Origin of the sequence: Bradyrhizobium mercantei (genome assembly GCF_001982635.1) — a bacterium.
GTDB lineage: Bacteria > Pseudomonadota > Alphaproteobacteria > Rhizobiales > Xanthobacteraceae > Bradyrhizobium > Bradyrhizobium mercantei.
Genome location: NZ_MKFI01000004.1, coordinates 25,535 through 48,266 on the forward strand (window position 1 = coordinate 25,535; position 22,732 = coordinate 48,266).

Here is a 22,732-nt window from a genome sequence, read left to right on the forward strand (position 1 = left end):
GCATCGCCCTCAGATCGTGAGCTCGTTTTCGGACTGCAACAGGATGGCGTGCTCGATCACGAATTTCAGCGCCATCAGGAAGAAGCCGCCTGCGATGGTGCTGATATCGACGTTGTAGTTCGGCAGAAAAAACTTGATGTCGCCGAGCTGATACAGGGCATAGGTCACCGCGTTGGTCGTGATCGTATCCACAAACGGCCAGACCACCAGGTAGATCCCGATCCACCAGACGCCCTGCAACGTTTCGGAGACGAAGATCCGCCCGTTGGCGAATCGGTTCACCATGCGATGAAGGATGCCGATCAACACGGCGTAAAACGATACCCCAAGCGCGAATAACGACCAGAACAGCGTCTTGCCGGTGGCCGACATGGTGAGCGGGTTGGCGACGATGGCGGCACACTTCGCCTGCTCGCCAATCAGGCTTTCGGCAATCGTCGCCGAGGCTGTCGTGGTGCGGTAATAGGCCAGCCACAGCACCACCGGTAGCGCCGCCCAGATCACCCAGAACGCCCGATCGAGCCTTCGAAACCAAAGCTGGCGCTGCTCGCGAACCGACTTCCCCATTTCATCCATCCAAATTTTTTTGCCAAACAGGCCGTTACGGCCGGATTGCATCATGCCCCGGCAATGTCATTGACTCAACCTTAAACGTGATTTATTTCATGTTTATCATGAAATTTTTCATGAAGAAGGTGGATGATGACGGTAATCCCAGACCATGACGGCCTGCGTAAGGCCCTGAAGCAGTTGATCCACGCTCACCTCACCCGCCGCCTGATCGTGGCCGCGTTCCACATCCCGCTGCTCGGCGGCACCGCGGAGGCCGCCAAGGCCACCGACAAGGCCAACGATCCGGCCGGCGTCTGGCTGACCCAGTCCGGCGACGCCAGGATCAAGGTGCACCGCTGCGGCGCCGCGCTCTGCGGCCGCGTCGTCTGGCTGAAGGAGCCGACGGACAAGGCCACCGGCAAGCCGCAGCTCGACGACAAGAATACCGATCCCGCGCAGCGAAATCGCCCGGTGATGGGCATGTCGCTCTTCATCAACATGCAGCCCGCCGGCCCGAACAAATGGGCCGGCCGGATCTACAACGCCGATGACGGCAAGACCTATGAGAGCTCGGTGACGCTGGTGTCGTCGGGCACGCTGAACGTTCGCGGCTGCATGGGCACGCTATGCGCCGGCGAAGACTGGACGCGGTGAAGGGATCTGGCCCCGACCCTTCATCGGCCAAGAAGAAAAGCAAACCCGCTCACTCGAGGCCGCCCACCTGGGCGGCCTTCCTTTATGACGGCTGTTGCCGCCCCGGCCGCATCCAGTTCGCGCGTTCGGCAAGATTCTGGGCCTGGACAGATGGCCCGGACCCGACCGGGACTTTGCGACCGGCCCAAGGCCGGATTTCGACGCCGGGTTCCAAGGCCATCCGCCGGGTTCCAAGGTCCATTCAACGTCCTGGTTTCGTGCCCCTTTCCCCTCCAATCTGGGATGCCAATCAGCCCGTTATGCTGCATTGCACAGTGGTGAATGCTGCTATGCAAACAAGTCCGTTGCGTCTGGCATCTGGTATACATAATTTGGCTGCAGATGATGAGCCGGCCCGTTGCTGGCCCTCCAGTGAAAGGGGACACCAATGTCCAAGACTGCCGCCATTACCCTCGCGCCCTCCTCCACCCTGTTCGGCCGCCTGCTGGCCTCGATCGACCGCCTGCTGATGAAGAGCGCGGAGATCTCCAACCGCAATGGCGACCTGCCGCGCTTCGGCCTGTAAGCCGAGAGAATTCCGGGCGCTCTTCGCCGAGACTGTTTCGGCGCAAGATGCCGACCTGACATTGAACCTTCGACCAATGGCCCCGATTTTCGGGGCCATTTCTTTGCGTGCTGAATTAGTCTTCCGCGATGCGCGCTGAGTCCTGTGCGGCATAAGCGCACGCCGCAACTGCGACAGCTTGAACCTTGGCATATCGGATACCAAGATGGCCATCGCGCGCTCATAAGCAACGACAAGGGGCGCACTGGGAGGATCAATGTCGGACATGGTTCAGGCAACTGCGGCCCCGGCGGCCGCGCGTGTCAGCGACACCTATCGCTGGACGCAACTTGCGATCGGCGTCGCCGCGATGGTGATGATCGCAAACTATCAATACGGGTGGACGTTCTTCGTCCCGGACATCCAGAAGAAGTTCGGATGGGATCGCGCATCGATCCAGTGGGCCTTTACACTCTTCGTGCTGTTCGAGACCTGGCTGGTGCCGGTCGAGGGCTGGTTCGTCGATAAATACGGTCCGCGCCTCGTCGTGCTGATCGGCGGCATCCTCTGCGCGATCGGGTGGGCGATCAACGCGCAGGCGACCTCGCTCAACGGCTACTATCTCGGCATGATCATCGCCGGCATCGGCGCCGGCGGCGTCTACGGCACCTGTGTCGGCAACGCGCTGAAATGGTTTCCCGACAAGCGCGGCCTCGCCGCAGGCATCACCGCAGCAGGATTCGGCGCGGGCTCGGCGCTCACGGTGGCGCCGATCCAGGCGATGATCAAGGACTCCGGCTTCCAGACCACCTTCCTGTATTTCGGTCTCGGCCAGGGCATCATCATCGTGCTGCTCGCCTTCTTCCTGCTCGCGCCGAAAGCGGGCCAGGTGCCGGCCGTCGTGCAGAATGCCAACATCATCCAGACCAGACGCAACTATCAGCCGACCGAAGTGCTGCGGCAGCCGATCTTCTGGCTGATGTACTTCATGTTCGTGATCGTCGGCGCCGGCGGCTTGATGGTGACGGCGAACCTGAAGCCGATCGCGGTCGACTGGAAGGTCGATAGCGTGCCGGTGACGCTGATGGCGGTGACGATGACGGCGGTGACCTTCGCGGCAACCATCGATCGCGTCCTCAACGGCTTGACGCGTCCGTTCTTCGGCTGGATCTCCGACATGATCGGCCGCGAGAACACGATGTTCATCGCCTTCGGCATGGAAGGCTTCGGCATCTGGATGCTCTACCTCTGGGGCCACGACCCGGTCTGGTTCGTGCTGCTCTCGGGCTTCGTGTTCTTTGCGTGGGGCGAGATCTACTCGCTGTTCCCCTCGACTTGCACCGACACGTTCGGCGCCAAGTTCGCGACCACCAACGCCGGCCTGCTCTACACCGCGAAAGGCACCGCCGCGCTGCTGGTGCCGATCGCCAACTACATGCAGCAATCGTCGGGCAATTGGGACAGCGTGTTCATCATTGCGGCGGGCGCCAACATCCTGGCCTCCCTGCTCGCAATCGCGTTGCTCAAGCCGTGGCGGAAAATCGTGGTCGCGAAATCGGCTGTTGCTTAAGGCAACAGCCCGCACCACCGCTCACGAAAACGCCCGGCCAAAGCCGGGCGTTTTTCATTTCCGTAAGCTCAGGCTTAAGCCGAAAGTCGGGGCTCTGTATGCCAGTTTTGCTGCGACGCAGCAGAAAGATCAGCTTGCTTTCTGGAATATAGTATACCAACCTCTGCCGAGCGCTTGCGACGATACGCCACAATAATTGCGACACTGGGTCTCACGAAGACCAGGCGCGCTCGGGAGGATTTGATGGTTTCCAGCAATACTGCCGCAACACAAGCTCAACCTTCGTCCAGTGGTTTCCGCTGGCTGCAGCTCGCGATGGGCATCGTCTGCATGGCGATGATCGCGAACCTGCAATACGGCTGGACGCTGTTCGTCGACCCGATCGACGGCACCCATCATTGGGGCCGCGCGGCGATCCAGTTCGCGTTCACGATCTTCGTCGTGACCGAGACCTGGCTGGTGCCGGTCGAGGCCTGGTTCGTCGACAAATACGGCCCGCGGATCGTCATCATGTTCGGCGGCGTCATGATCACGCTGTCCTGGGTACTGAACTCCTACGCTGATTCACTCACCCTGCTCTACACCGCCGCCGTGTTCGGCGGCATCGGCGCGGGTGCGGTGTACGGCACCTGCGTCGGCAACGCGTTGAAGTGGTTTCCCGATCGCCGCGGCCTGGCCGCCGGCGCAACCGCTGCCGGCTTCGGTGCCGGCGCTGCGCTGACCGTGGTGCCGATCGCCAAGATGATCGCCTCGAGCGGTTATCAGACCGCGTTCTTCGATTTCGGCATCGGGCAAGGCGTGATCGTGTTCCTGCTCGCCTTCTTCATCCGGCCGCCCACCGTCTTGCTTGCGCCGAAGAAGAAGCAGCTCAATCTGCCGCAGACCAAGATCGATTTCACGCCGCCGCAGGTGCTGCGCAGCCCGATCTTCTGGGTGATGTATCTGGTGTTCGTGATGGTGGCCTCCGGCGGCCTGATGGCGGCGGCACAGATCGCGCCGATCGCGCACGACTACAAGATCGCCAACACGCCGGTCTCACTCGCCGGCTTCCAGATGGCCGCGCTGACCTTTGCGATCTCGCTCGACCGCATCTTCGACGGTTTCGGACGGCCGTTCTTCGGCTGGGTCTCCGACACGATCGGCCGCGAGCACACCATGTTCATCGCTTTCGGCACCGGCGCGCTGATGCTGCTGACGCTCTCGACCTGGGGTCACAACCCGGTGGTGTTCGTGCTGGCGACCGCGGTCTATTTCGGCGTGTTCGGCGAGATCTACTCGCTGTTCCCGGCGACCTGCGGCGACACCTTCGGCTCGAAGTTCGCGACCACCAACAACGGCATGCTCTACACCGCGAAGGGCACGGCTTCGCTCCTGGTGCCGGCGGCCAGCATCGTCGCCACCAATTATGGCTGGCACGCGGTGTTCGTGATCGCGGTCGCGCTCAACGCCACCGCGGCGCTGATGGCACTGTTCGTGATCAAGCCGATGCGCCGCGCCTTCATCCACGGCAACGAGGCCGCCGCTGAGGCCGAGACCGCGGCGAGCGCCAAAACGGCCTGATCGAGACGGCCTGATCCTTCCTCCCCGGACCGATGGAGGCGCACTTCGGTGCGCCTCTTTTTTTGGCTCCCGGCGCCACAGGAATACCAGATACCAGAGACGCCGAATGGCCTACCGAGCTCGGCGCCCACGCCCGCTCAACAATCGTCTGAAATGTCAGCGATCCTGCCTATTTCAGCGATTTCCTGGTGGTAGATTCCCGCAACAGCCGCGTTGACAATTGGCATTTTGTATACCAGAATCCTGCCAACGATAACCAAGGAGGTTGCCATGCAAGTCGGAGATATCCTGCGCAAGAAGACCCCTCGCGTCGCAACGGTTCGCATGAACGAGACCGTGGCGATCGCCGCGCAATTGATGCGCGCCAGCAATATCAGCGCGCTCGTGGTCAAGGATGTCGTTCGCACCGAGGGCAACACCGCCGTCGGCATGTTCACCGAGCGCGACGTGGTGCGCGCGATCGCCGAGCACGGCGCGGCCGGCGCCGGCATGAAGGTGTCGCAGTTCGTCTCGGTGCAGCAGCTCGTGTCGTGCACATCGAGCGACACGCTCGAGCACATCCGTCACCTGATGACCAAGCACCATATTCGCCACGTGCCTGTGATCGACAATTACAGCCTGATCGGCGTCGTCAGCATGCGCGACATCGCGGCCGCGTTCGACGAGGAAACCTCCGCGTCGAGGCAGGCTGTGCCTGCGTAACACGCTTCTTCTCCGCCTTGCCTGACGCCAGGCGCTGCGTGTCGATCACCAGCGCCTGAGCAAATAACAAAAGATTTCTGTCCCGCCCTCGCCTGACCGCCGCGGCCCGTCATTTCCGCATGGGCGCGCCGCAGGTCGCCGGTAGACATTTGCCGGACAGGACTGCATCCTTCCCTCGACATCCAAAAACAACTCCGTGCGCGGCCGTCCGCGTCGCGGAAAATTCCGATGGAAACGAGGGCAGAATGATCAAGACACGCTTCACCGAAATGTTCGGCGTCGACCACCCGATCGTGCAAGGCGGCATGCAATGGGTCGGGCGCGCCGAGCTGGTTGCCGCCGTCGCCAATGCCGGCGCGCTCGGCATGATCACCGCGCTGACGCAGCCGACGCCGGACGATCTGCGCAAGGAGATCGCGCGCTGCCGCGAGCTGACCGACAAGCCGTTCGGCGTCAACCTGACCATCCTGCCCGCGATCAAGCCGCCGCCCTACGCCGAGTATCGCCAAGCCATCATCGAGAGCGGCATCAAGATCGTCGAGACCGCCGGCAACAAGCCGCAGGAGCATGTCGACGAATTCAAGAAGCACGGCATCAAGGTGCTGCACAAATGCACCAGCGTGCGCCACGCGCTGTCCGCCGAACGGATGGGCGCCGACGCGATCTCGATCGACGGCTTTGAATGCGCCGGCCATCCCGGCGAGGACGACACGCCCGGCCTGATCCTGATCCCCGCTGCCGCCGACAAGGTGAAGATCCCGATGATCGCCTCCGGCGGCTTCGGCGATGCGCGCGGCCTGGTTGCCGCGCTCGCGCTCGGCGCCGAAGGCATCAACATGGGCACGCGCTTCATGTGCACCAAGGAAAGCCCGATCCATCAGCTGGTGAAGGAGCGCATCGTCGCCAATGACGAGCGCGAGACCGAGCTGATCTTCCGCACCATGCGCAACACCTCGCGCGTCGCCAAGAATGCGATCTCGACCAAGGTCGTTGCGATGGAGAAGGAAGGCGCCAAGTTCGAGGACGTCCGCGAACTGGTCGCCGGCGCCCGCGGCAAGATGGTCTACGCGTCAGGCGACGCCGACGAAGGCATCTGGTCGGCCGGCCAGGTACAGGGCCTGATCCACGACATTCCGACCTGCGGCGAGTTGATCTCGCGCATCGTCCATGAGGCGGAGGCGATCATCCGCGAGCGGCTGGAAGCGATGATGTCCGGCGCTAAGCGCCAGGCTGCGGAGTAGACCTCGACTAGTGATCCGTCACCCTGAGGTGGCCGCTCCTTCAGCGGCCCTCGAAGGGTCGACGGCCCGACTGGGACCGCGCATCCTTCGCGGCTCGCCCAGCGGCGAAATTGCGCCGCAAGGCTCGCACCTCCAGCGACAAAGGCGAAGCCTTTGCGCGGGGATGACGGAACGATCGCTTCGCTATCATGGTCTTCGAAACAGCCGGCGGGAGTTAGCATGCGTCTCTTCAAGACGGCTGTTGCGGTCACGCTCTGCCTGTCGGCCGCCAGCGTCCAGGCGGCCGGCCTGCGGCTCGTCAAGGTGCAGTCCGATGGCGCCGAACCGCTGCAGATCGCGGTGTGGTCGCCCTGCGCCGCGCCCGCAGGCGAAGTGAAGCTGCCGACCACGACGCTGCCCGGAACCGCGGATTGCCCTGTTGCCGGTGACAAGCTGCCGCTGATCCTGATCTCGCACGGTTTCGGCGGCAGCTTCACCGGACATCACGACACCGCCGAGACGCTCGCCGATGCCGGCTTCGTCGTGGTTGCCGTCAATCATCCCGTCGACACCGGCGCCGGCGACATGAGTAGGGCCGATACGCTGGCCGCGCTGGTCGAGCGTTCCGCCGACATCAAGCGCGCGATCGACTACATGCTCGGCGCATGGCCGGATCGCAGCAAGCTCGATCCCGGCAGGATCGGTTTCTTCGGCTTTTCGCGCGGCGGTTACACCGGCCTCGTCGTCGCCGGAGCCAATCCGGATATCCGCAAGGCCACGGCCTTCTGCGACGTGCCCTATCGCAAGCCGAGCTGCGAGGAACTGCAACGCAACGAAATTCCGTCGCAGGCCGTGGTGCACGACCTGCGCGTGAAAGCGATGGCGATTGCCGATCCGGCATTCGGTCCGTTGTTCGATCGCGACGCGTTAAAGGATGTGACGATCCCGACCCAGCTCTGGGCCTCGGAGCTCAGCGGCGAGGATGGGATCACCGAGATCAATCCCGGCTATGTCATGGCGATCAATCAGGAACTACCGGTCAAGACCGACTATCATGTGGTCCGCAACGCCGGGCACTTCGTGTTCCTGGTGCCCTGCTCTGCAACGCTGGCGGCCAAGCGGCCGAAGATCTGCACGGACCGGCCGGGCTTCGACCGCGTTGCCTTCCACAAGGAGTTGAACGCCGACATCCTCGCCTTCTTCCGCAAGCAGCTGGACGTCCATCAGCCCTGACATCACATCACCGAGTGCGTGACGTGCCAAAAAACTTTGACCTAAGACACGCCTCGGCCAAGTTGGAGAGAACCATGAAAGCCTATGTCTACGGAGCCAATGGCCCTGAAATCACCGACGTCGCGAAGCCCACCCCGAAGGGCACCCAGGTTCTGGTCAAGGTTCACGCCTGCGGGCTGAACCGCGCCGATCTCGGCATGACCAAGGGCCACGCCCACGGCGCGGCCGGCGGCGTCGGCACCGTGCTCGGCATGGAATGGGCCGGCGAAGTCGCCGAGCTCGGCCCCGACGCCAAGGGCGTCAAGGTCGGCGACAAGATCATGGGCTCCGGCGGCGCGGCATTCGCCGAGTACACGCTCGCCGACCACGGCAGGCTGTTTCGCGCGCCATCGAACATGAACTTCGACGAGGCCGCGACGCTGCCCGTCGCGCTCACCACCATGCACAACGCGGTTGTCACCAACGGCGCGCTGCAAGCGGGCCAGACCGTGCTGATCCAGGGGGCAAGCTCCGGCGTCGGCCTGATGGCGATGCAGATTGCAAAACTGAAGGGCGCGAAGCTCGTGGTGGGTTCGTCAACCGACGCGATGCGCCGCGGCCGCTTGACGGAATTTGGCGCCGACCTCGCGGTGGATTCCAGGGATCCCGGCTGGGTCGACCAGGTGTTGCAGGCGACATCAGGCGAAGGCGTCGACCTGATCGTCGATCAGGTTTCCGGATCGGTCGCGAACCAGAATCTGAAGGCGACCAAGGTCAAGGGCCGCATCGTCAATGTCGGCCGGCTCGGCGGTACCCATGGTGACTTCAACTTCGACCTGCACGCGGCGCGCCGCATCCAGTATATCGGCGTTACCTTCCGCACCCGCTCGATCGAGGAGATCCGAGAGATCTTCGAGGAGGTGCGCAAGGACATCTGGCCCGCGGTCGAAGCGCGCAAGTTGCAGCTTCCGATCGACCAGGTCTACAAGTTCGCCGACATCGGCAAGGCCTTCGAACAGATGGAAGCCAACAAGCATCTCGGCAAGATCGTGGTGACGTTGTAGCGGGTGATGCGACGTTGCGTAGGGCGGATTAGCGCAAGCGTAATCCGCCATCTTCTGCCGGATGCAACGGCGGATTACGCCTTCGGCTAATCCGCCCTACGGGCTTCCAGAAGGGCCATGCCCTGGCTCTTTCGCGCGCGACGTTCAGCCAACGGGTCCGGGAGTCCAGTAATCCCCCGCAAGCGGACTAACCTTTACGTCGCCAATGACTCCGAGCTCCAGGCTCGGATCGAAATAGCGCATCGTCCGCTCATTGAGGTCAATGATGCGGCCAGGCCTTAGCGGCCCCACATCATTGATCTTGACGATGACCTTCTTGCCTACAGCCTCGACCAGGGCATATTTCGGCCTCGCGCCAAATTCGACCCCACCGAACTTCCCACGCAGGCTTGTCTTGATGGCGGCCGCCCAGACCCAGCGATCATAGCGTTCGCCGGAGGCCGTGCTCGGACCGCCCTCCTCCTTGCCGGGCTTGAACGGATTGTACATGGATGCCGCGCCAACGATTGCATCCCCACACGCGGCATTGACGACAGCGCTTGAATGAACTTTCTCGATTTCATTTCCAGCAGCGGGGCCAAAAATGGCGAGCGCAACCACGGCGCCGCAAACTGCGGCGCTCGAGCCGAACAGCATCATAACTCCTTGATTGATTTTTTCGTTCGTTCGGTTCCCGATTCCGCAAAGCATGGTCGAGCGAACGTGGAGCCGTTAACTCGAGCTGATTCTCTGCGGATTCGTGCCAATTCGGGCGACGGAACCATTGTGGGAACTGCGTCGGTCCCACACAGTGTTTTTAGTTCTCGCCCGACTAAGACAGAGAATGCGTCAGCAAAATGACTGACCAGAACTTCTTCGACGATGCGTCAACAGTGACTCGGCGTCACGTTCCGCAGCCGCCCGATCGAGGAAATCCGCGAAATCTTCGAGGAGGTGCGCAAGGGCATCTGGCTCGCGGTCGAAACGCGCAAGCTGCAACTGCCGATCGGCCAGTCTAATTCGCCGACATCGGCAAGGCGTTCGAACACATGGAAGCCAACAAGCAGCTCGGCAAGATCGTGGTGACGCTTTGGCGACCAGCTCTGGCGACCAATATCGTCATTGCGAGCGAAGCGAAGCAATCCATCGCGCCACTTGCTGAGACATGGATTGCTGATGCACTGTCGCCGGATGAGATCCGACGATCACCGCATCGACGGCTACCAGTCGTCGTAGAGCCACTCCCTTGGCGGCATTCGAGGCGGCGCTCTCGCGTAGGGCGGCTCATATGTCCGCTGGGGCTTGCGCGGAGTCGGAGCCGGCTGCGTCGGCGGCGCTGACGCCTTCTGCTCGGAAACCTTCGCGAGCGTCCGCTTCAATTCCTCCTGGCTTGCCTTGAGGTCCTCGATGGCTTTGGAGTTCTCGCGGGCCGTTTGCTGCTGGTCCGCCTTGAGCTGTTCGATGTTTCGCTGCATGGTCGCGAGATCGCGCGCGATGGTTTGCAGCAGCTCGGTTTGATCGGGAGGCGCCGCAGGAGCCGGCGGCGCGGTATTCTGCGTTGCCTTCGGCGCGGCCTCCGGCGTTGCGGGCGACGGCGCGGGTGTCGGTTGTGGCGGTGCGGCTTCCGCTGCGGCAACTTGAACGGCGGATGGACCGGGCTGCGCGGGAAGCGGCGGATCAACCGGAGGCGATGATGGAGCCGAAGCGAGTTGTGGCACCCAGCGGGCGGCAACCAGCTTGGCTCTCGCACCATACCACGACTGCGACGCCAGGATAGCGACAACGACACACGCCGCCAGCAACAAGGCGGCAACGGCTCGGAAAGTCGGCTTTCCCGACGATGATTGCGAGCCAGGTCCGGACGAAGCGGGTCTGGACGAAGCGGGTCCGGACGAAGCAGCAGCTCCGGACGAAGCAGCAGGTTCGACCGAGGGCGGGACAGGTGCAGCCGACGATCGGGGCGCGGCATCGCGCTCCATCTTTGCAAGCCGCTCGCTCAAGCGCGTGAGCTCTTCATCCGCGCGGACGATCTGCTTGTGGGCTTCCGCCAGCCGTTCATCGGCGCTCGCGGCCGGGCCCTCGCCGGGCTCACCTGCATTCGGAGTGGGTGTGGAGTTCATTGGCGTGTCCCTCTTCCGTCCAATGTCATCCAAGACTGCCGTCTCGGTTATCGGTCAGGGCCTCAGCCTCTCGTTCGGTCTTGTCCAAGCAATGGCATGATAGCGTGCTTGACGTCTGATGATAAGCAGGATTGCCCTCCCGCTTTGGCGCCGACGACCGGACCCCGGCTACGCGATCAGCATTTGGGCTCCACATTGCCGCCGCAGGCAATGACCCATAGTCGGGCGTGCTTCTTGGCAACGACGCCTGCCAGAACTGCCCCCAACGCGATCGCTCCACTCGGCTCAACCTGGATGCCGCAAACGTCGCGCAGGAGCCAACGTGCGGCCTCCACCAACTTGTCGCTGACCGCGCACACCCGGACTTCCGATTGCTCCAGAATTGCGAACGCACGTGCGCCAATCTTGCGAGACCGCAAGGCATCGCATGAGGTGTCGCCAACGGGGTCGATCCCGATGGGCGCGCCCAGCGCACGCGCGCGTGCATATCGTGGGTGCGTTTCCGGCTCGACAACATAGATCTCCGCAGAAACAGAGCTGGAGCGCAGGGCCAGCGCTACGCCCGCCGCCAATCCGCCGCCGCCACAGGCCACGACGACGGCGTCAGATGTCGAATGACTGGCGTCGATCGCAGCGGCGATCTCCGAGCCCAGCGTGAAGCTGCCTGCAATCATCTCCATATCTTCGAAGGCGTGGAGGTTACGCCAACTGCGCTTTCGTGCCTCGACTTCGGCGCGCTCTGCCAACTCCGAGCGTTCCGCGAGATGTATCTCTGCTCCAGTTCTTCGAGCCTGCTCCAGTTTGAAGACCGGTGCATCGCTTGGCATAATCAGACAAGCGGGCTTGCAAAGCGTTTGCGCCGCCAGGCCAACCGCAATTGGGAAGTTTCCGGCTCCCGCGGCGACGACGCCCTGTGAGGCATTGCGGACTCCCAGTATTGCGCCCCGATACTTGAACGATCCACTGCGTTGGACGGTTTCATCCTTAACGTGGACCGTGTATCCGATCCGAGCATTCAACTCGGACGACGATCGCATGGGAGTCCTGCACGCTTGGCGCGCAATGAATTCGAGGTCTCGCGGCAGCAGATCAAGGGATTGACCAAGCATCGTTACCTTCCGTGAACACGGCAAGGCAGCCTAGACAAATATCGGGCGTGCTCAAATCTATGCCGGGTCAATTATTGTGACTGTTCGATTCAATTGGCATGTGGCGCGTAGAATGGGTAAGCGCAGCGAAGCCCATGGTCTCGCACCGCTTGATCACAATTCATGGGTTTCGCTTCGCTCTACCCGTCGCCGAGTGTCGCCCTGGCGAAAGCCAGGACCCATTACCCAGAATGCCAGTTATTGCGCGATGCAGTTGCTACTGCTCACTCCAACAAGAAGACTCTGTGGATATGGGTCGCCTGCTCTCCTGGCTTTCGCCAGGACGGCGGTCTTGCGCAGGGCACGTCTTGAGATTCGGAATAGTTCGCAACAACTCCGCGACTGAAACGCGCTCTTGCAAGTGAGTTGCGATTGCGCATGGCAAACGACGGCTGACACTTGATGTTCACCGACTCCCTGCTAAACCCCGGCCCATGAGCAGCGCACCCTCCAGCAAGACATCCGTCGCGGCGATCTCGATCCTCGCCAGTGGCACCATGGCCCTGTCGAAATTCGTGGTCGGCATCGCCATCGGATCGCTGGCGCTGATATCGGAGGCGCTGCACTCCTCGATCGATCTGGTCGCCACCATCATCACCTGGGCGGTGGTGCGGGTGTCGGACCAGCCGGCCGACGCCGAGCATCATTACGGCCATGGCAAGTTCGAGAGCGTCTCGGCGCTCTTCATCATCGCCCTGCTCTATGTGCTGGCCGGCGGCATTCTGGTGCAGGCCTACAGCCATTTGCGCGAGGGCGCCCCGCCGCCGTCGATCTCGGCCATCCCCTTCATCGTCCTCGTCGTCGATATCGGCGTCAATCTGTGGCGCGCCCGCGCGCTGCATCGCGCCGCGCGCGCCACCAAGAGCCAGGCGCTGGCCGCCGACGCGCTGCATTTCGCCTCCGACGTGATGGGCTCGACCGCGGTCATCGTCGGCCTGGTACTGGCGGGCTTCGGCTTCTGGTGGGGCGACGCCGCGGCGGCGATCGCGGTCGCCGTGATGATCGCCCTGCTCGGCCTGCGCATGGCACGCGAGACGGTCGAGACCCTGCTCGACCGCGCGCCCGAAGGCGCGCTGGAAAAGGCCACCGCGGCCATCAAGGCGGTGCCCGGCGTAGTCGACGTCGACCGGCTGCGGGTCCGCATGGTCGGCGCGACGCACTTCATCGATGCGATCGCCAAAGTGCCGCGCACCTACCCGATCGACCGCGTCGAGGACATCAAGCGCCGGGCGCAGGAGGCTGTCAGCAAGACGTTCGGCGACGCCGACCTCACCTTCACCGCGGTTCCGGTGGCGCGCGACAATGAGAGCGTGCGCGAGCGCATCATGGTGATCGCGCGCAACTCCGGTCTCGCCATCCACCATGTTACCGTTCACGACATCGGCGGGAAGCTGATCGTCGGCATCGACCTCGAGGTCGACAGCGACATGGCGCTGGACGCCGCGCACGACATCGCCCATGAGCTCGAACGCGCGATCCGCGAGGATTTCGGCGAGGACGTCGAGGTCGACACCCATATCGAGCCGCTCGAGCCGGAACTGCCCTGGGGAACCGACGCCGCGCCCGACCGTGTCGAGGCGATCAAGACCGCGCTGACCGGATTTGCCGATGGCGGCGCGATCCATGACATCCACAATGTGCGGGTCCGCAACACCGACGCCGGCGAGATCGTCAACTTCCATTGCCGCGCCGAGCCCTCGATGAGTGTGATCAAGGTGCACGAGAGCGTCGACGAGATCGAACGCAAACTGCGCCGCGCATTTCCCACTGTGAAGCGTGTGATCAGTCACGCAGAACCGACGCGCGCGTAATTCTACGGAGTCGTTCCTGTTTCGGACTCGCTTTGCGCGGACCGATTCTGTTTTGGGCAAGATTTATTTCGCATTAACGAATCGTTGACTCTCGACAGTCCCGGAAATCTGGATTCAAATGATCATGATTCGGATGCATCGTGGGGAGCATCCGAACCGGGTAAAAATCAGCTTAGAGCGGGGGTCTAAGGCATGGCGCGCGCGCATGCAGCGAACGCGTGCGTCCAATCCGATTCGATCAAGGGATTGGCGCAGTCGATCGCGAAACCGGCCTATCACAGGCTCCTGACGGCCGAGCCTGCACTGCGCCGCGCTGTGCCCACTCTCATCATCGCCTTCCTGATCACCATCTGCCTCGGCGCCTTCGTCCAGGTGATCGACCAGAACCGGCAGAAGCGCGGCGCGATGAAGCGCGACCTCGCCGCGCTCTCCGACATTCTCGCCGAACGTCTCGATCGCCTCACCTCGGTACGGCGTGACCGGCTCGCCAATATCGAGCGGATGCAGGAACTGCTGCCGGACCTGATTCCGTCCTGGGGCATCGCCTACGGCCGCCACGTCATCATCACCAGCGCCGATCACCGCGTGCTGGCGCGGGTGCCGATCGACGGCAGCGGCGAAACCGATCGCGTCCTCGACATCGTCTCCACCGCGCAGCTCCTGATCGCGCCGGGCCAGCAGGGCGCGGTCAGCGACATGACGCTGCCGAACGGCACCGGCGCGCTGGCGATCTCGCAGCTCGTCAAGTCACTGCCCGGCCAGGTCGTCGTCATCCAGGAGATGAACGAGCCGATCTGGGGTTCGGACGCCGCGCTCTCGGTGACGCTGTCGGCGACCACGAGCTTCGTGGTGTTGATCCTCGGCTTCGCCTTCCACTGGCAATCGACCCGCGCCCGCGAGGGCGACCTGATCAACGACGCGGTGCGCGGCCGGATCGACACCGCGCTCAATCGCGGCCGCTGCGGATTGTGGGACTGGGACCTGTCGCGCGGCCGGATCTTCTGGTCGCAGTCGATGTTCACCCTGCTCGGCCTCGATAGCCGCAACGACCTGCTCACCTTCGGTGAGGTCAACGCGCTGGTGAATTCCGACGACATCAACCTGTTCGACTTCGCCGACCAGCTGATCGCAGGCAAGATCGATCACATCGACCAGAGCTTCCGCATGCGCCATGTCGGCGGCCACTGGATCTGGCTGCGCGTGCGCTGCGAGCTCAGCCACGCCGCCGCCGACGGCGGCCTGCACCTGATCGGCATCGCGGTCGACGTCACCGAGCAGAAGAGCCTCGCCGAGAAGTCGGTGGAAGCCGACCTCCGGCTGCGCGACGCCATCGAGACCATTCCGGAAGCCTTCGTGCTCTGGGATGCCGACGACCGCCTCGTGCTCTGCAACTCGCACTTCCAGCGGCTGCACAAGCTGCCCGATACCGCCGTCAGCCCCGGCACCTCCTATGAGACCGTGATCGAGGTCGGCAGCATGCCCGAGGTGCGCACCCGCCTGCACGAGAGCGGCGTGCCGGCGCCGGGCGCCCGCACATTCGAGGCCCAGCTCGACGACGGCAGCTGGCTGCACATCAGCGAGCGCCGCACCAAGGACGGCGGCTACGTCTCGGTCGGCACCGACATCACCCGCATCAAGGCGCACGAGCAGAAGCTGGTCGACAACGATCTGCGCCTGCGCGCAACCGTGATCGACCTGCAGCGCTCGCAATCCGAGCTGGAGCGGCAGGCCGTCGAGCTCGCCGACCTCGCCGAAAAATACTCGCAGGAGAAGACCCGCGCCGAGGACGCCAACGCCGCGAAGTCGAAGTTCCTCGCCAACATGAGCCACGAGCTGCGCACGCCGCTCAACGCCATCATCGGCTTCTCCGAGATCATGGGCTCAGGCCTGTTCGGCACGCTCGGCTCGGACAAGTACGAGGAGTACTGCCACGACATCCTGACCTCGGGGAAATACCTGCTCGAGGTCATCAACGACATCCTCGATATGTCGAAGATCGAGGCCGGCCGCATGAAGTTCGACATGGAGCCGCTCGACCTTTCCGGCATCCTCGCGGAATCCCTCCGGGTGGTCTCCGGCCGCGCCGAGCACAAGGGGCTGTCGCTGGAGTCCGATATCGAAAGCACGATCTCGGTTGTCGCCGACCGCCGCTCGGTCAAGCAGATCATCGTCAACCTGCTCTCCAACGCCGTGAAGTTCACACCGGACCACGGCCGCGTGCTGGTGCGCGGCCAGATGCTGGACGACTCGATCGTCCTCCTGATCGCCGACAGCGGCATCGGCATCGCGCCGGACTCGCTGCGGCGGCTCGGCAAGCCGTTCGAGCAGGTCGAGAGCCAGCTCACCAAGAGCTACCAGGGCTCGGGCCTCGGACTTGCGATCGCCCGCTCCCTCACCAACCTGCACGGCGGCTCGATGAAGCTGCGCTCCAAGCTCGGCGTCGGCACCGTGGTCCGCGTCACGCTGCCGCGCGATCCGCGCTCGCTGCAGACCAGGCTGCCGCAGGCGGCCTGAGCCACGCGCTACGCTGTCTCCAGCTTCGGTGCAACCTCGCGCGCGACCTGCACCAGGGCTGCGATCAAGGGCGTCATCGGATCGCGCTGCGGGATCACGAGCCCGATGCTGTAGTCCACGACCGGATCGACGATCGGAATGCTGCGCACGGCATCCGCAAGCCCGAGCGTCTCGGCGAGCTTGGCCGGCATCACGCTGGCCCAGCGGCCGGTCTTCACATGGGTGTAGAGCACGAGCAGCGAATTCGAGGTCAGCGTCGGCGTCGCCTCGGCGCCGACCGAGGTCAGCGCGCGATCGATGATGCGGCGGTTCTGCATGTCGGGCGTCAGCAGGCAGAGCGGCACGGTGCCGACTTCCTTCCACGTCACCTGCTTGCGGTCGCCGAACATCGCATCCGGCGCCGTCAGCAAACGATAGCTCTCATTGTAGAGCGGGATGGTGCGCACCTTGCCGATCGGTTCGTTCTCGATGTAGGTCAGCCCGGCATCGACCTCGAGATTCTCAAGCAGCCCGAGCACGTCGGCCGACGTGCAGGACTGGATGCGGAAGCGCACATCGGGATGGCGTGCGCGAAACGGCGTGGTGAGCGAGGCCACCATGCCGAGCGCGGTCGGGATCGCCGCGATCCGGATCTCACCCGACAGCTTGTCCTTGAGGCTGTTGATCTCCTGCTTCATCGCCCGCGCATCGCCGACGATGCGCCGCGCCCAGTCCAGCGTCCGTTCGCCTTCCGGCGTAAAACCCTGAAAGCGCGATCCGCGCTGCACCAGCATGACGCCGAGGATTTCCTCGAGCTGCTTGAGGCTGGTCGACATGGTCGGCTGGGTGACGCCGCAGGCCTCCGCAGCCCGGCCGAAATGCCGCTCCTTGGCCAGCGCCAGCAGAAGTTCCAGCTTGTCGATCAAGGTTCAAACCCCTTCGGAAAACGGTGCCCCAAGCGGCAGCCCGACGCGTCCATAGGTAGCACGATCCGGGTGCGATTCCGAAATCCAAAGCGTCCCGGAAGTGCGTGATTCCAGACCATTATTGCGATCCTAAATCGTCCCATCGCACAACGCTATTAATCGCGTTTCGCAATCGCCGCATGAGACAGCTTTATTGATGTTTCGAACGATTCCAACTCAGATGCGCGCAGCAAAAAACGGATCGTGAGAAGCGCTGATGACGGTGGGATACGAACCTTGGGACACGGCGCGCGGCGCCGAGATCATCGCCGAGCATGCCGGCCTTGAAGGCGCGACGCTGGTGATCCTGCACGCGCTGCAGGAAGCCTTCGGCTACGTGCCGGAGCCGGCGATCCCGATGGTCGCGGAGGCGCTCAACCTGTCCCGCGCCGAAGTGCACGGCGTGTTCACTTTCTACCACGATTTCCGGAAGCAACCTGCCGGACGCCATGTCCTCAAGCTGTGCCGCGCCGAGGCCTGCCAGGCCGCCGGCGGCGATGCGCTGGCAGCGCGGGCAGAGGCCAAACTGGGCGTCTCGCTCGGACATACCACGGCGGATGAGCGCGTGACGCTGGAGCCGATCTACTGCCTCGGGCTCTGCGCCACGGCGCCGTCGGCGATGCTGGATGGCCGCGTGGTCGGCCGGCTCGACGAAGCGCGCATCGACGCGCTGGTCGCGGAGGCCCAGCGATGACGATGCGGATCTTCATTCCCCGCGACGCCGGAGCGGTTGCCGTCGGCGCCGACGACGTCGCCCTCGCCTTCGAGCAGGCCGCAGCCGCGCGCGGCGCACCAGTCGAGATCGTCAGGACCGGCTCGCGCGGGCTGTACTGGCTCGAGCCGCTGGTCGAGCTCGCGACGGCGCAGGGCCGCATCGGATTCGGCCCGGTGACGCCGGGCGACGTTCCGTCCCTGCTTGATGCGATGGCCGGCAACGGCCAGCACACGCTGCGGCTTGGTGTCACAGACGAGATTCCTTGGCTGAAACGCCAGACCCGCCTCACCTTCGCCCGCTGCGGCGTGATCGACCCGCGCTCGGTCGACGACTACCGCGCCCATGGCGGCTACAAGGGCCTGGAGCGGGCGCTGACGCTGACCTCCGACCAGATCCTTGCCGACGTCACCACGTCCGGCCTGCGCGGCCGCGGCGGCGCCGGCTTCCCCACCGGCATCAAGTGGAAGACGGTGGCGCAGGCCAGCGCCGACCGCAAATACATCGTCTGCAACGCCGACGAAGGCGACAGCGGCACCTTCGCCGACCGCATGATCATGGAGGGCGACCCCTTCGTCGTGATCGAAGGCATGACGATCGCAGGCATCACGGTCGGCGCCACCAAGGGCTACATCTACATCCGCTCGGAATATCCGCACGCGGTCGAGGCGATGAACGCGGCGATCGCAGCCGCCCGCCGCGCCGGCCTGCTCGGCAAGCGCATCGGCGGCTCGGCGCATGAGTTCGATCTCGAGGTGCGGGTCGGCGCCGGTGCCTATGTCTGCGGCGAAGAGACCTCGCTGCTGGAGAGCCTCGAGGGCCGCCGCGGCATCGTCCGCGCCAAGCCGCCGCTGCCCGCGCACAAGGGCCTGTTCGGCCGTCCGAGCGTCATCAACAACGTGCTGTCGTTCGCAGCGATCCCCTTCATTCTCGACAACGGCGCCAAGGCCTACGCCGATTTCGGCATGGGTCGCTCGCGCGGCACGATGCCGATCCAGCTCGCCGGCAACATCAGATATGGCGGGCTGTTCGAGACCGCGTTCGGCGTCACGCTCGGCGAGCTCGTCGACGAGATCGGCGGCGGCACCTTCACCGGACGCGAGGTGCGCGCGGTGCAGGTCGGCGGTCCGCTCGGGGCCTACTTCCCCCGTGCGCTGTTCGACACGCCGTTCGACTATGAGGCGTTCGCCGCGCGCGACGGCCTGATCGGGCATGGCGGCATCGTGGTGTTCGACGACACCGTCGACATGGTCAAGCAGGCGCGCTTCGCGATGGAGTTCTGCGCGATCGAATCCTGCGGCAAGTGCACGCCGTGCCGGATCGGCTCGACCCGCGGCGTCGAGACCATCAACAAGATCATCAACGGCGAGCGCGTCGCGGAAAACCTCGCCGTGATCGAAGACCTCTGCAACACCATGAAGTTCGGCTCGCTCTGCGCGCTCGGCGGCTTCACGCCCTACCCCGTGATGAGCGCACTGAAACACTTCCGGGAAGACTTCGGTCCCGCACCGGCCCGGCTGCAGGCCGCGGAATAGCAAGGAAATCACGATGTCGCTGATCCAGGAAACCGATTTCGGCACGCCCAAATCCAAATCCGAGGCGATGGTCACGCTGACCATCGACGGCAACCAGATCACGGTGCCCGAGGGCACCTCGATCATGCGCGCGGCGATGGAAGCCGGCACCCAGATTCCAAAGCTCTGCGCGACCGACATGGTCGACGCCTTCGGCTCCTGCCGGCTCTGCCTGGTCGAGATCGAGGGCCGCGCCGGCACGCCCGCCTCCTGCACCACGCCGGTCATGCCCGGCCTCGTGGTGCACACCCAGAGCGAGCGGCTGAAGAAGCTGCGCAAGGGCGTGATGGAGCTCTACATCTCCGACCATCCGCTGGACTGCCTGACCTGCGCCGCGAACGGCGACTGCGAATTGCAGGACATGGCGGGCGCCGTCGGCCTGCGCGACGTGCGCTACGGCTATGAGGGCGAGAACCACGTTTTCGCCAAATCGCACGGCTGCGAAAACGACAACTGGATGCCGAAGGACGAATCCAATCCGTACTTCACCTACGACCCCTCGAAGTGCATCGTCTGCTCGCGCTGCGTCCGCGCCTGCGAGGAGGTGCAAGGCACCTTCGCGCTGACGATTTCCGGCCGCGGCTTCGACAGCCGCGTCTCGCCCGGCATGAACGAGAGCTTCCTCGGCTCCGAATGCGTGTCCTGCGGCGCCTGCGTGCAGGCCTGCCCGACCGCGACGCTGACCGAGAAATCCGTGATCGAGATCGGCCAGCCCGAGCATTCGGTCGTCACCACCTGCGCCTATTGCGGCGTCGGCTGCGCCTTCAAGGCCGAGATGCGCGGTGAGGAAGTGGTACGCATGGTGCCGTGGAAGGACGGGAAGGCCAATCGCGGCCATTCCTGCGTCAAGGGCCGCTTCGCCTGGGGGTACACTACCCACAAGGAGCGCATCCTGAAGCCGATGATCCGCGAGCGGATCGAGGATCCCTGGCAGGAAGTGTCGTGGGACGAGGCGTTCAATTTCGCCGCCGCGAAGTTCAAGGGCATCCAGCAGAAATACGGCCGCGACTCGGTCGGCGGCATCACCTCGTCGCGCTGCACCAATGAAGAGACCTATCTGGTGCAGAAGCTGATCCGCGCCGGCTTCGGCAACAACAATGTCGACACCTGCGCCCGCGTCTGCCATTCGCCGACCGGTTACGGCCTGTCGCAGACCTTCGGCACCTCGGCCGGCACGCAGGATTTCGACTCGGTGGAGGACACCGATGTCGTGCTGATCATCGGCGCCAATCCGGCCTCGGCCCACCCGGTGTTCGCCTCGCGGCTGAAGAAGCGGCTGCGCCAGGGCGCCAAGCTGATCGTGATCGATCCCCGCCGCACCGAGATGGTGGAATCGCCGCACGTGAAGGCGCTGCATCTGCCGCTGATGCCGGGCACCAACGTCGCGGTGCTGACCGCGCTCGCCCATGTCATCGTCACCGAAGGGCTCGCCAACGAGGCCTTCGTGCGCGAGCGCTGCGACTGGAGCGAGTTCGAGGACTGGGCCGCCTTCGTCTCCCAAGACAAGCACAGCCCGGAAGCCACCGCGATCATGACAGGCGTCGATCCGAAGGCGCTGCGCGAAGCGGCGCGGATCTATGCCACCGGCGGCAACGGCGCGATCTACTACGGGCTCGGCGTCACCGAGCACAGCCAGGGCTCGACCACGGTGATCGCGATCGCCAATCTCGCGATGGTCACCGGCAATATCGGCCGGCCCGGCGTCGGCGTGAACCCGCTGCGCGGCCAGAACAACGTGCAGGGCTCCTGTGACATGGGCTCGTTCCCGCACGAGCTGCCCGGCTACCGCCACATCGCGGGCGACGCGGTGCGCGAGCAGTTCGAGGCGATGTGGAACGTCAAGCTCAACAACGAGCCAGGCCTGCGCATCCCCAACATGTTCGACGCCGCGATCGAGGGCTCGTTCATGGGGCTCTACGTGCAGGGCGAGGACATCCTGCAATCCGACCCGAACACCAAGCATGTGGTGGCGGCACTTTCGGCGATGGAATGCGTCATCGTCCATGACCTCTTCCTGAACGAGACCGCGAACTACGCCCATGTCTTCCTGCCCGGCTCGACCTTCCTCGAGAAAGACGGTACCTTCACCAATGCCGAACGCCGCATCCAGCGCGTCCGCAAGGTGATGACGCCGCTCAACGGCTATGCCGACTGGGAAGTGACGATCATGCTTGGCAAGGCGATGGGCTTTGAGATGAACTACTCTCATCCGTCCGAGATCATGGACGAGATCGCCGCGCTGACGCCGACCTTCGCTGGCGTGTCCTATGCCAGGCTCGACGAGCTCGGCTCGGTGCAGTGGCCCTGCAACGAGAAGGCGCCGGAAGGCACGCCGGTGATGCATATCGGCGGCTTCGTGCGCGGCAAGGGCAAGTTCATCCTCACCGAATATATCGCGACCGACGAACGCACCGGGCCGCGCTACCCGCTGCTGCTGACCACCGGCCGCATCCTCAGCCAGTACAATGTCGGCGCGCAGACCCGCCGCACCGAGAACGTGGTGTGGCACGCCGAGGACCGGCTGGAGATCCATCCGCACGACGCCGAGCAGCGCGGCGTGCGCGACGGCGACTGGGTGCGGCTGACGAGCCGCGCCGGCGAGACCACGCTGCGCGCCGAGATCACCGACCGCGTGGCGCCGGGCGTCGTCTACACCACGTTCCACCATCCGGACACCCAGGCCAACGTCATCACGACCGACTTCTCGGACTGGGCGACCAACTGTCCGGAATACAAGGTCACCGCGGTGCAGATCTCGCCGTCGAACGGTCCGTCCGACTGGCAGAAGGCCTATGACGAACAGGCGCGCAACTCCCGCCGCATCGCGCCTATCGTGGAAGCTGCGGAGTAGC

Annotated in this window: 18 protein-coding genes and 1 pseudogene; 14 read left to right on the forward strand and 5 right to left on the reverse strand. The window is 64.1% G+C overall.

Annotation, left to right across the window (positions count from 1 at the left end; all coding sequences use genetic code 11):
- Positions 1–9: 9 nt before the first annotated feature.
- Positions 10–621, reverse strand: coding sequence for a DUF2975 domain-containing protein (locus tag BI327_RS18420; RefSeq protein ID WP_083742149.1), 612 nt, complete (start codon positions 619–621; stop codon positions 10–12).
- Positions 622–699: 78 nt separating this feature from the next.
- On the opposite strand from BI327_RS18420, the gene BI327_RS18425 reads away from it, so the two are divergent.
- The 8 genes from BI327_RS18425 (at position 700) to BI327_RS18455 (ending at position 9,078) form a co-directional block, all read left to right on the forward strand.
- Entirely contained in the window at positions 700–1,206 is a 507-nt protein-coding gene (locus BI327_RS18425) for a DUF2147 domain-containing protein (protein ID WP_083742150.1), read from the forward strand.
- Between the two features lie 427 nt (positions 1,207–1,633).
- The gene (locus tag BI327_RS42760; RefSeq protein ID WP_167386895.1) at positions 1,634–1,771 is read left to right on the forward strand and encodes a hypothetical protein; all 138 of its coding nucleotides are present in this window, start codon (positions 1,634–1,636) and stop codon (positions 1,769–1,771) included.
- A 256-nt stretch (positions 1,772–2,027) separates the two neighbouring features.
- A complete protein-coding gene (gene oxlT, locus BI327_RS18430) occupies positions 2,028–3,320 on the forward strand; it encodes an oxalate/formate MFS antiporter (RefSeq protein ID WP_076862237.1) in 1,293 nt (430 codons plus the stop codon).
- Positions 3,321–3,563: 243 nt separating this feature from the next.
- A complete protein-coding gene (gene oxlT, locus BI327_RS18435; RefSeq protein ID WP_076862238.1) occupies positions 3,564–4,880 on the forward strand; it encodes an oxalate/formate MFS antiporter in 1,317 nt (438 codons plus the stop codon).
- 270 nt (positions 4,881–5,150) lie between these two features.
- Positions 5,151–5,582, forward strand: coding sequence for a CBS domain-containing protein (locus tag BI327_RS18440; protein ID WP_076862239.1), 432 nt, complete (start codon positions 5,151–5,153; stop codon positions 5,580–5,582).
- Between the two features lie 245 nt (positions 5,583–5,827).
- Positions 5,828–6,823, forward strand: coding sequence for an NAD(P)H-dependent flavin oxidoreductase (locus tag BI327_RS18445; protein ID WP_076862240.1), 996 nt, complete (start codon positions 5,828–5,830; stop codon positions 6,821–6,823).
- Positions 6,824–7,042: 219 nt separating this feature from the next.
- Complete coding sequence (locus BI327_RS18450) at positions 7,043–8,035, forward strand: alpha/beta hydrolase family protein (RefSeq protein ID WP_076862241.1); 993 nt, start codon at positions 7,043–7,045, stop codon at positions 8,033–8,035.
- Between the two features lie 74 nt (positions 8,036–8,109).
- The gene (locus BI327_RS18455) at positions 8,110–9,078 is read left to right on the forward strand and encodes a zinc-binding dehydrogenase (protein WP_076862242.1); all 969 of its coding nucleotides are present in this window, start codon (positions 8,110–8,112) and stop codon (positions 9,076–9,078) included.
- 144 nt (positions 9,079–9,222) lie between these two features.
- Here BI327_RS18455 and BI327_RS18460 read toward each other — a convergent pair whose 3' ends face one another.
- A complete protein-coding gene (locus tag BI327_RS18460) occupies positions 9,223–9,717 on the reverse strand; it encodes an RlpA-like double-psi beta-barrel domain-containing protein (RefSeq protein ID WP_174683051.1) in 495 nt (164 codons plus the stop codon).
- Between the two features lie 237 nt (positions 9,718–9,954).
- Here BI327_RS18460 and BI327_RS43235 point away from each other — a divergent pair.
- Positions 9,955–10,148: pseudogene (locus BI327_RS43235) on the forward strand (quinone oxidoreductase); the annotation flags it as partial.
- A 129-nt stretch (positions 10,149–10,277) separates the two neighbouring features.
- Here the strand turns inward: BI327_RS43235 and BI327_RS41805 are convergent.
- Both BI327_RS41805 and BI327_RS18475 read right to left on the reverse strand, forming a co-directional pair.
- Positions 10,278–10,532, reverse strand: a complete 255-nt coding sequence (locus BI327_RS41805; RefSeq protein ID WP_076862244.1) for a hypothetical protein — start codon at positions 10,530–10,532, stop codon at positions 10,278–10,280.
- An 821-nt stretch (positions 10,533–11,353) separates the two neighbouring features.
- Positions 11,354–12,286, reverse strand: a complete 933-nt coding sequence (locus tag BI327_RS18475) for a pyridoxal-phosphate dependent enzyme (RefSeq protein WP_083742151.1) — start codon at positions 12,284–12,286, stop codon at positions 11,354–11,356.
- A 473-nt stretch (positions 12,287–12,759) separates the two neighbouring features.
- On the opposite strand from BI327_RS18475, the gene BI327_RS18480 reads away from it, so the two are divergent.
- Together BI327_RS18480 and BI327_RS18485 are read left to right on the forward strand one after the other, a co-directional pair.
- Entirely contained in the window at positions 12,760–14,136 is a 1,377-nt protein-coding gene (locus BI327_RS18480; RefSeq protein WP_076862246.1) for a cation-efflux pump, read from the forward strand.
- A 192-nt stretch (positions 14,137–14,328) separates the two neighbouring features.
- The gene (locus tag BI327_RS18485) at positions 14,329–16,650 is read left to right on the forward strand and encodes a sensor histidine kinase (protein ID WP_076862247.1); all 2,322 of its coding nucleotides are present in this window, start codon (positions 14,329–14,331) and stop codon (positions 16,648–16,650) included.
- 8 nt (positions 16,651–16,658) lie between these two features.
- On the opposite strand, the gene BI327_RS18490 is transcribed toward BI327_RS18485, so the two are convergent.
- Entirely contained in the window at positions 16,659–17,555 is an 897-nt protein-coding gene (locus tag BI327_RS18490; RefSeq protein ID WP_076862248.1) for a LysR family transcriptional regulator, read from the reverse strand.
- Between the two features lie 256 nt (positions 17,556–17,811).
- Between BI327_RS18490 and BI327_RS18495 the strand changes: the two genes are divergently transcribed.
- The 3 genes from BI327_RS18495 to fdhF are packed head-to-tail and all read left to right on the forward strand — an operon-like array spanning position 17,812 to position 22,731.
- On the forward strand, positions 17,812–18,288 hold the full coding sequence (locus BI327_RS18495; RefSeq protein WP_076862249.1) for a formate dehydrogenase subunit gamma: 477 nt from the start codon (positions 17,812–17,814) through the stop codon (positions 18,286–18,288).
- Complete coding sequence (locus BI327_RS18500) at positions 18,285–19,841, forward strand: formate dehydrogenase beta subunit (RefSeq protein WP_076862250.1); 1,557 nt, start codon at positions 18,285–18,287, stop codon at positions 19,839–19,841. Before BI327_RS18495 ends, BI327_RS18500 begins: the two co-directional genes overlap by 4 nt.
- A gap of 13 nt (positions 19,842–19,854) precedes the next feature.
- Positions 19,855–22,731 (forward strand): formate dehydrogenase subunit alpha, encoded by a 2,877-nt coding sequence (fdhF, locus tag BI327_RS18505; RefSeq protein WP_076862251.1) that lies wholly within the window; start codon positions 19,855–19,857, stop codon positions 22,729–22,731.
- The last annotated feature ends 1 nt before the right edge of the window (position 22,732 follow it).

Bases quoted from the DNA above. Each gene is read 5' to 3' on its own strand.
- oxlT (WP_076862238.1), top strand. From the start codon at position 3,564: ATGGTTTCCAGCAATACTGCCGCAACACAAGCTCAACCTTCGTCCAGT.
- BI327_RS18440 (WP_076862239.1), top strand. From the start codon at position 5,151: ATGCAAGTCGGAGATATCCTGCGCAAGAAGACCCCTCGCGTCGCAACG.
- BI327_RS18450 (WP_076862241.1), top strand. From the start codon at position 7,043: ATGCGTCTCTTCAAGACGGCTGTTGCGGTCACGCTCTGCCTGTCGGCC.
- BI327_RS18495 (WP_076862249.1), top strand. From the start codon at position 17,812: ATGACGGTGGGATACGAACCTTGGGACACGGCGCGCGGCGCCGAGATC.
- BI327_RS18475 (WP_083742151.1), bottom strand. From the start codon at position 12,286: ATGCTTGGTCAATCCCTTGATCTGCTGCCGCGAGACCTCGAATTCATT.
- BI327_RS18425 (WP_083742150.1), top strand. From the start codon at position 700: ATGATGACGGTAATCCCAGACCATGACGGCCTGCGTAAGGCCCTGAAG.
- fdhF (WP_076862251.1), top strand. From the start codon at position 19,855: ATGTCGCTGATCCAGGAAACCGATTTCGGCACGCCCAAATCCAAATCC.
- BI327_RS18445 (WP_076862240.1), top strand. From the start codon at position 5,828: ATGATCAAGACACGCTTCACCGAAATGTTCGGCGTCGACCACCCGATC.
- BI327_RS41805 (WP_076862244.1), bottom strand. From the start codon at position 10,532: ATGCAGCGAAACATCGAACAGCTCAAGGCGGACCAGCAGCAAACGGCC.
- BI327_RS18480 (WP_076862246.1), top strand. From the start codon at position 12,760: ATGAGCAGCGCACCCTCCAGCAAGACATCCGTCGCGGCGATCTCGATC.
- BI327_RS18485 (WP_076862247.1), top strand. From the start codon at position 14,329: ATGGCGCGCGCGCATGCAGCGAACGCGTGCGTCCAATCCGATTCGATC.
- BI327_RS18455 (WP_076862242.1), top strand. From the start codon at position 8,110: ATGAAAGCCTATGTCTACGGAGCCAATGGCCCTGAAATCACCGACGTC.
- BI327_RS42760 (WP_167386895.1), top strand. From the start codon at position 1,634: ATGTCCAAGACTGCCGCCATTACCCTCGCGCCCTCCTCCACCCTGTTC.
- BI327_RS18500 (WP_076862250.1), top strand. From the start codon at position 18,285: ATGACGATGCGGATCTTCATTCCCCGCGACGCCGGAGCGGTTGCCGTC.
- BI327_RS18460 (WP_174683051.1), bottom strand. From the start codon at position 9,717: ATGATGCTGTTCGGCTCGAGCGCCGCAGTTTGCGGCGCCGTGGTTGCG.
- oxlT (WP_076862237.1), top strand. From the start codon at position 2,028: ATGTCGGACATGGTTCAGGCAACTGCGGCCCCGGCGGCCGCGCGTGTC.
- BI327_RS18420 (WP_083742149.1), bottom strand. From the start codon at position 621: ATGATGCAATCCGGCCGTAACGGCCTGTTTGGCAAAAAAATTTGGATG.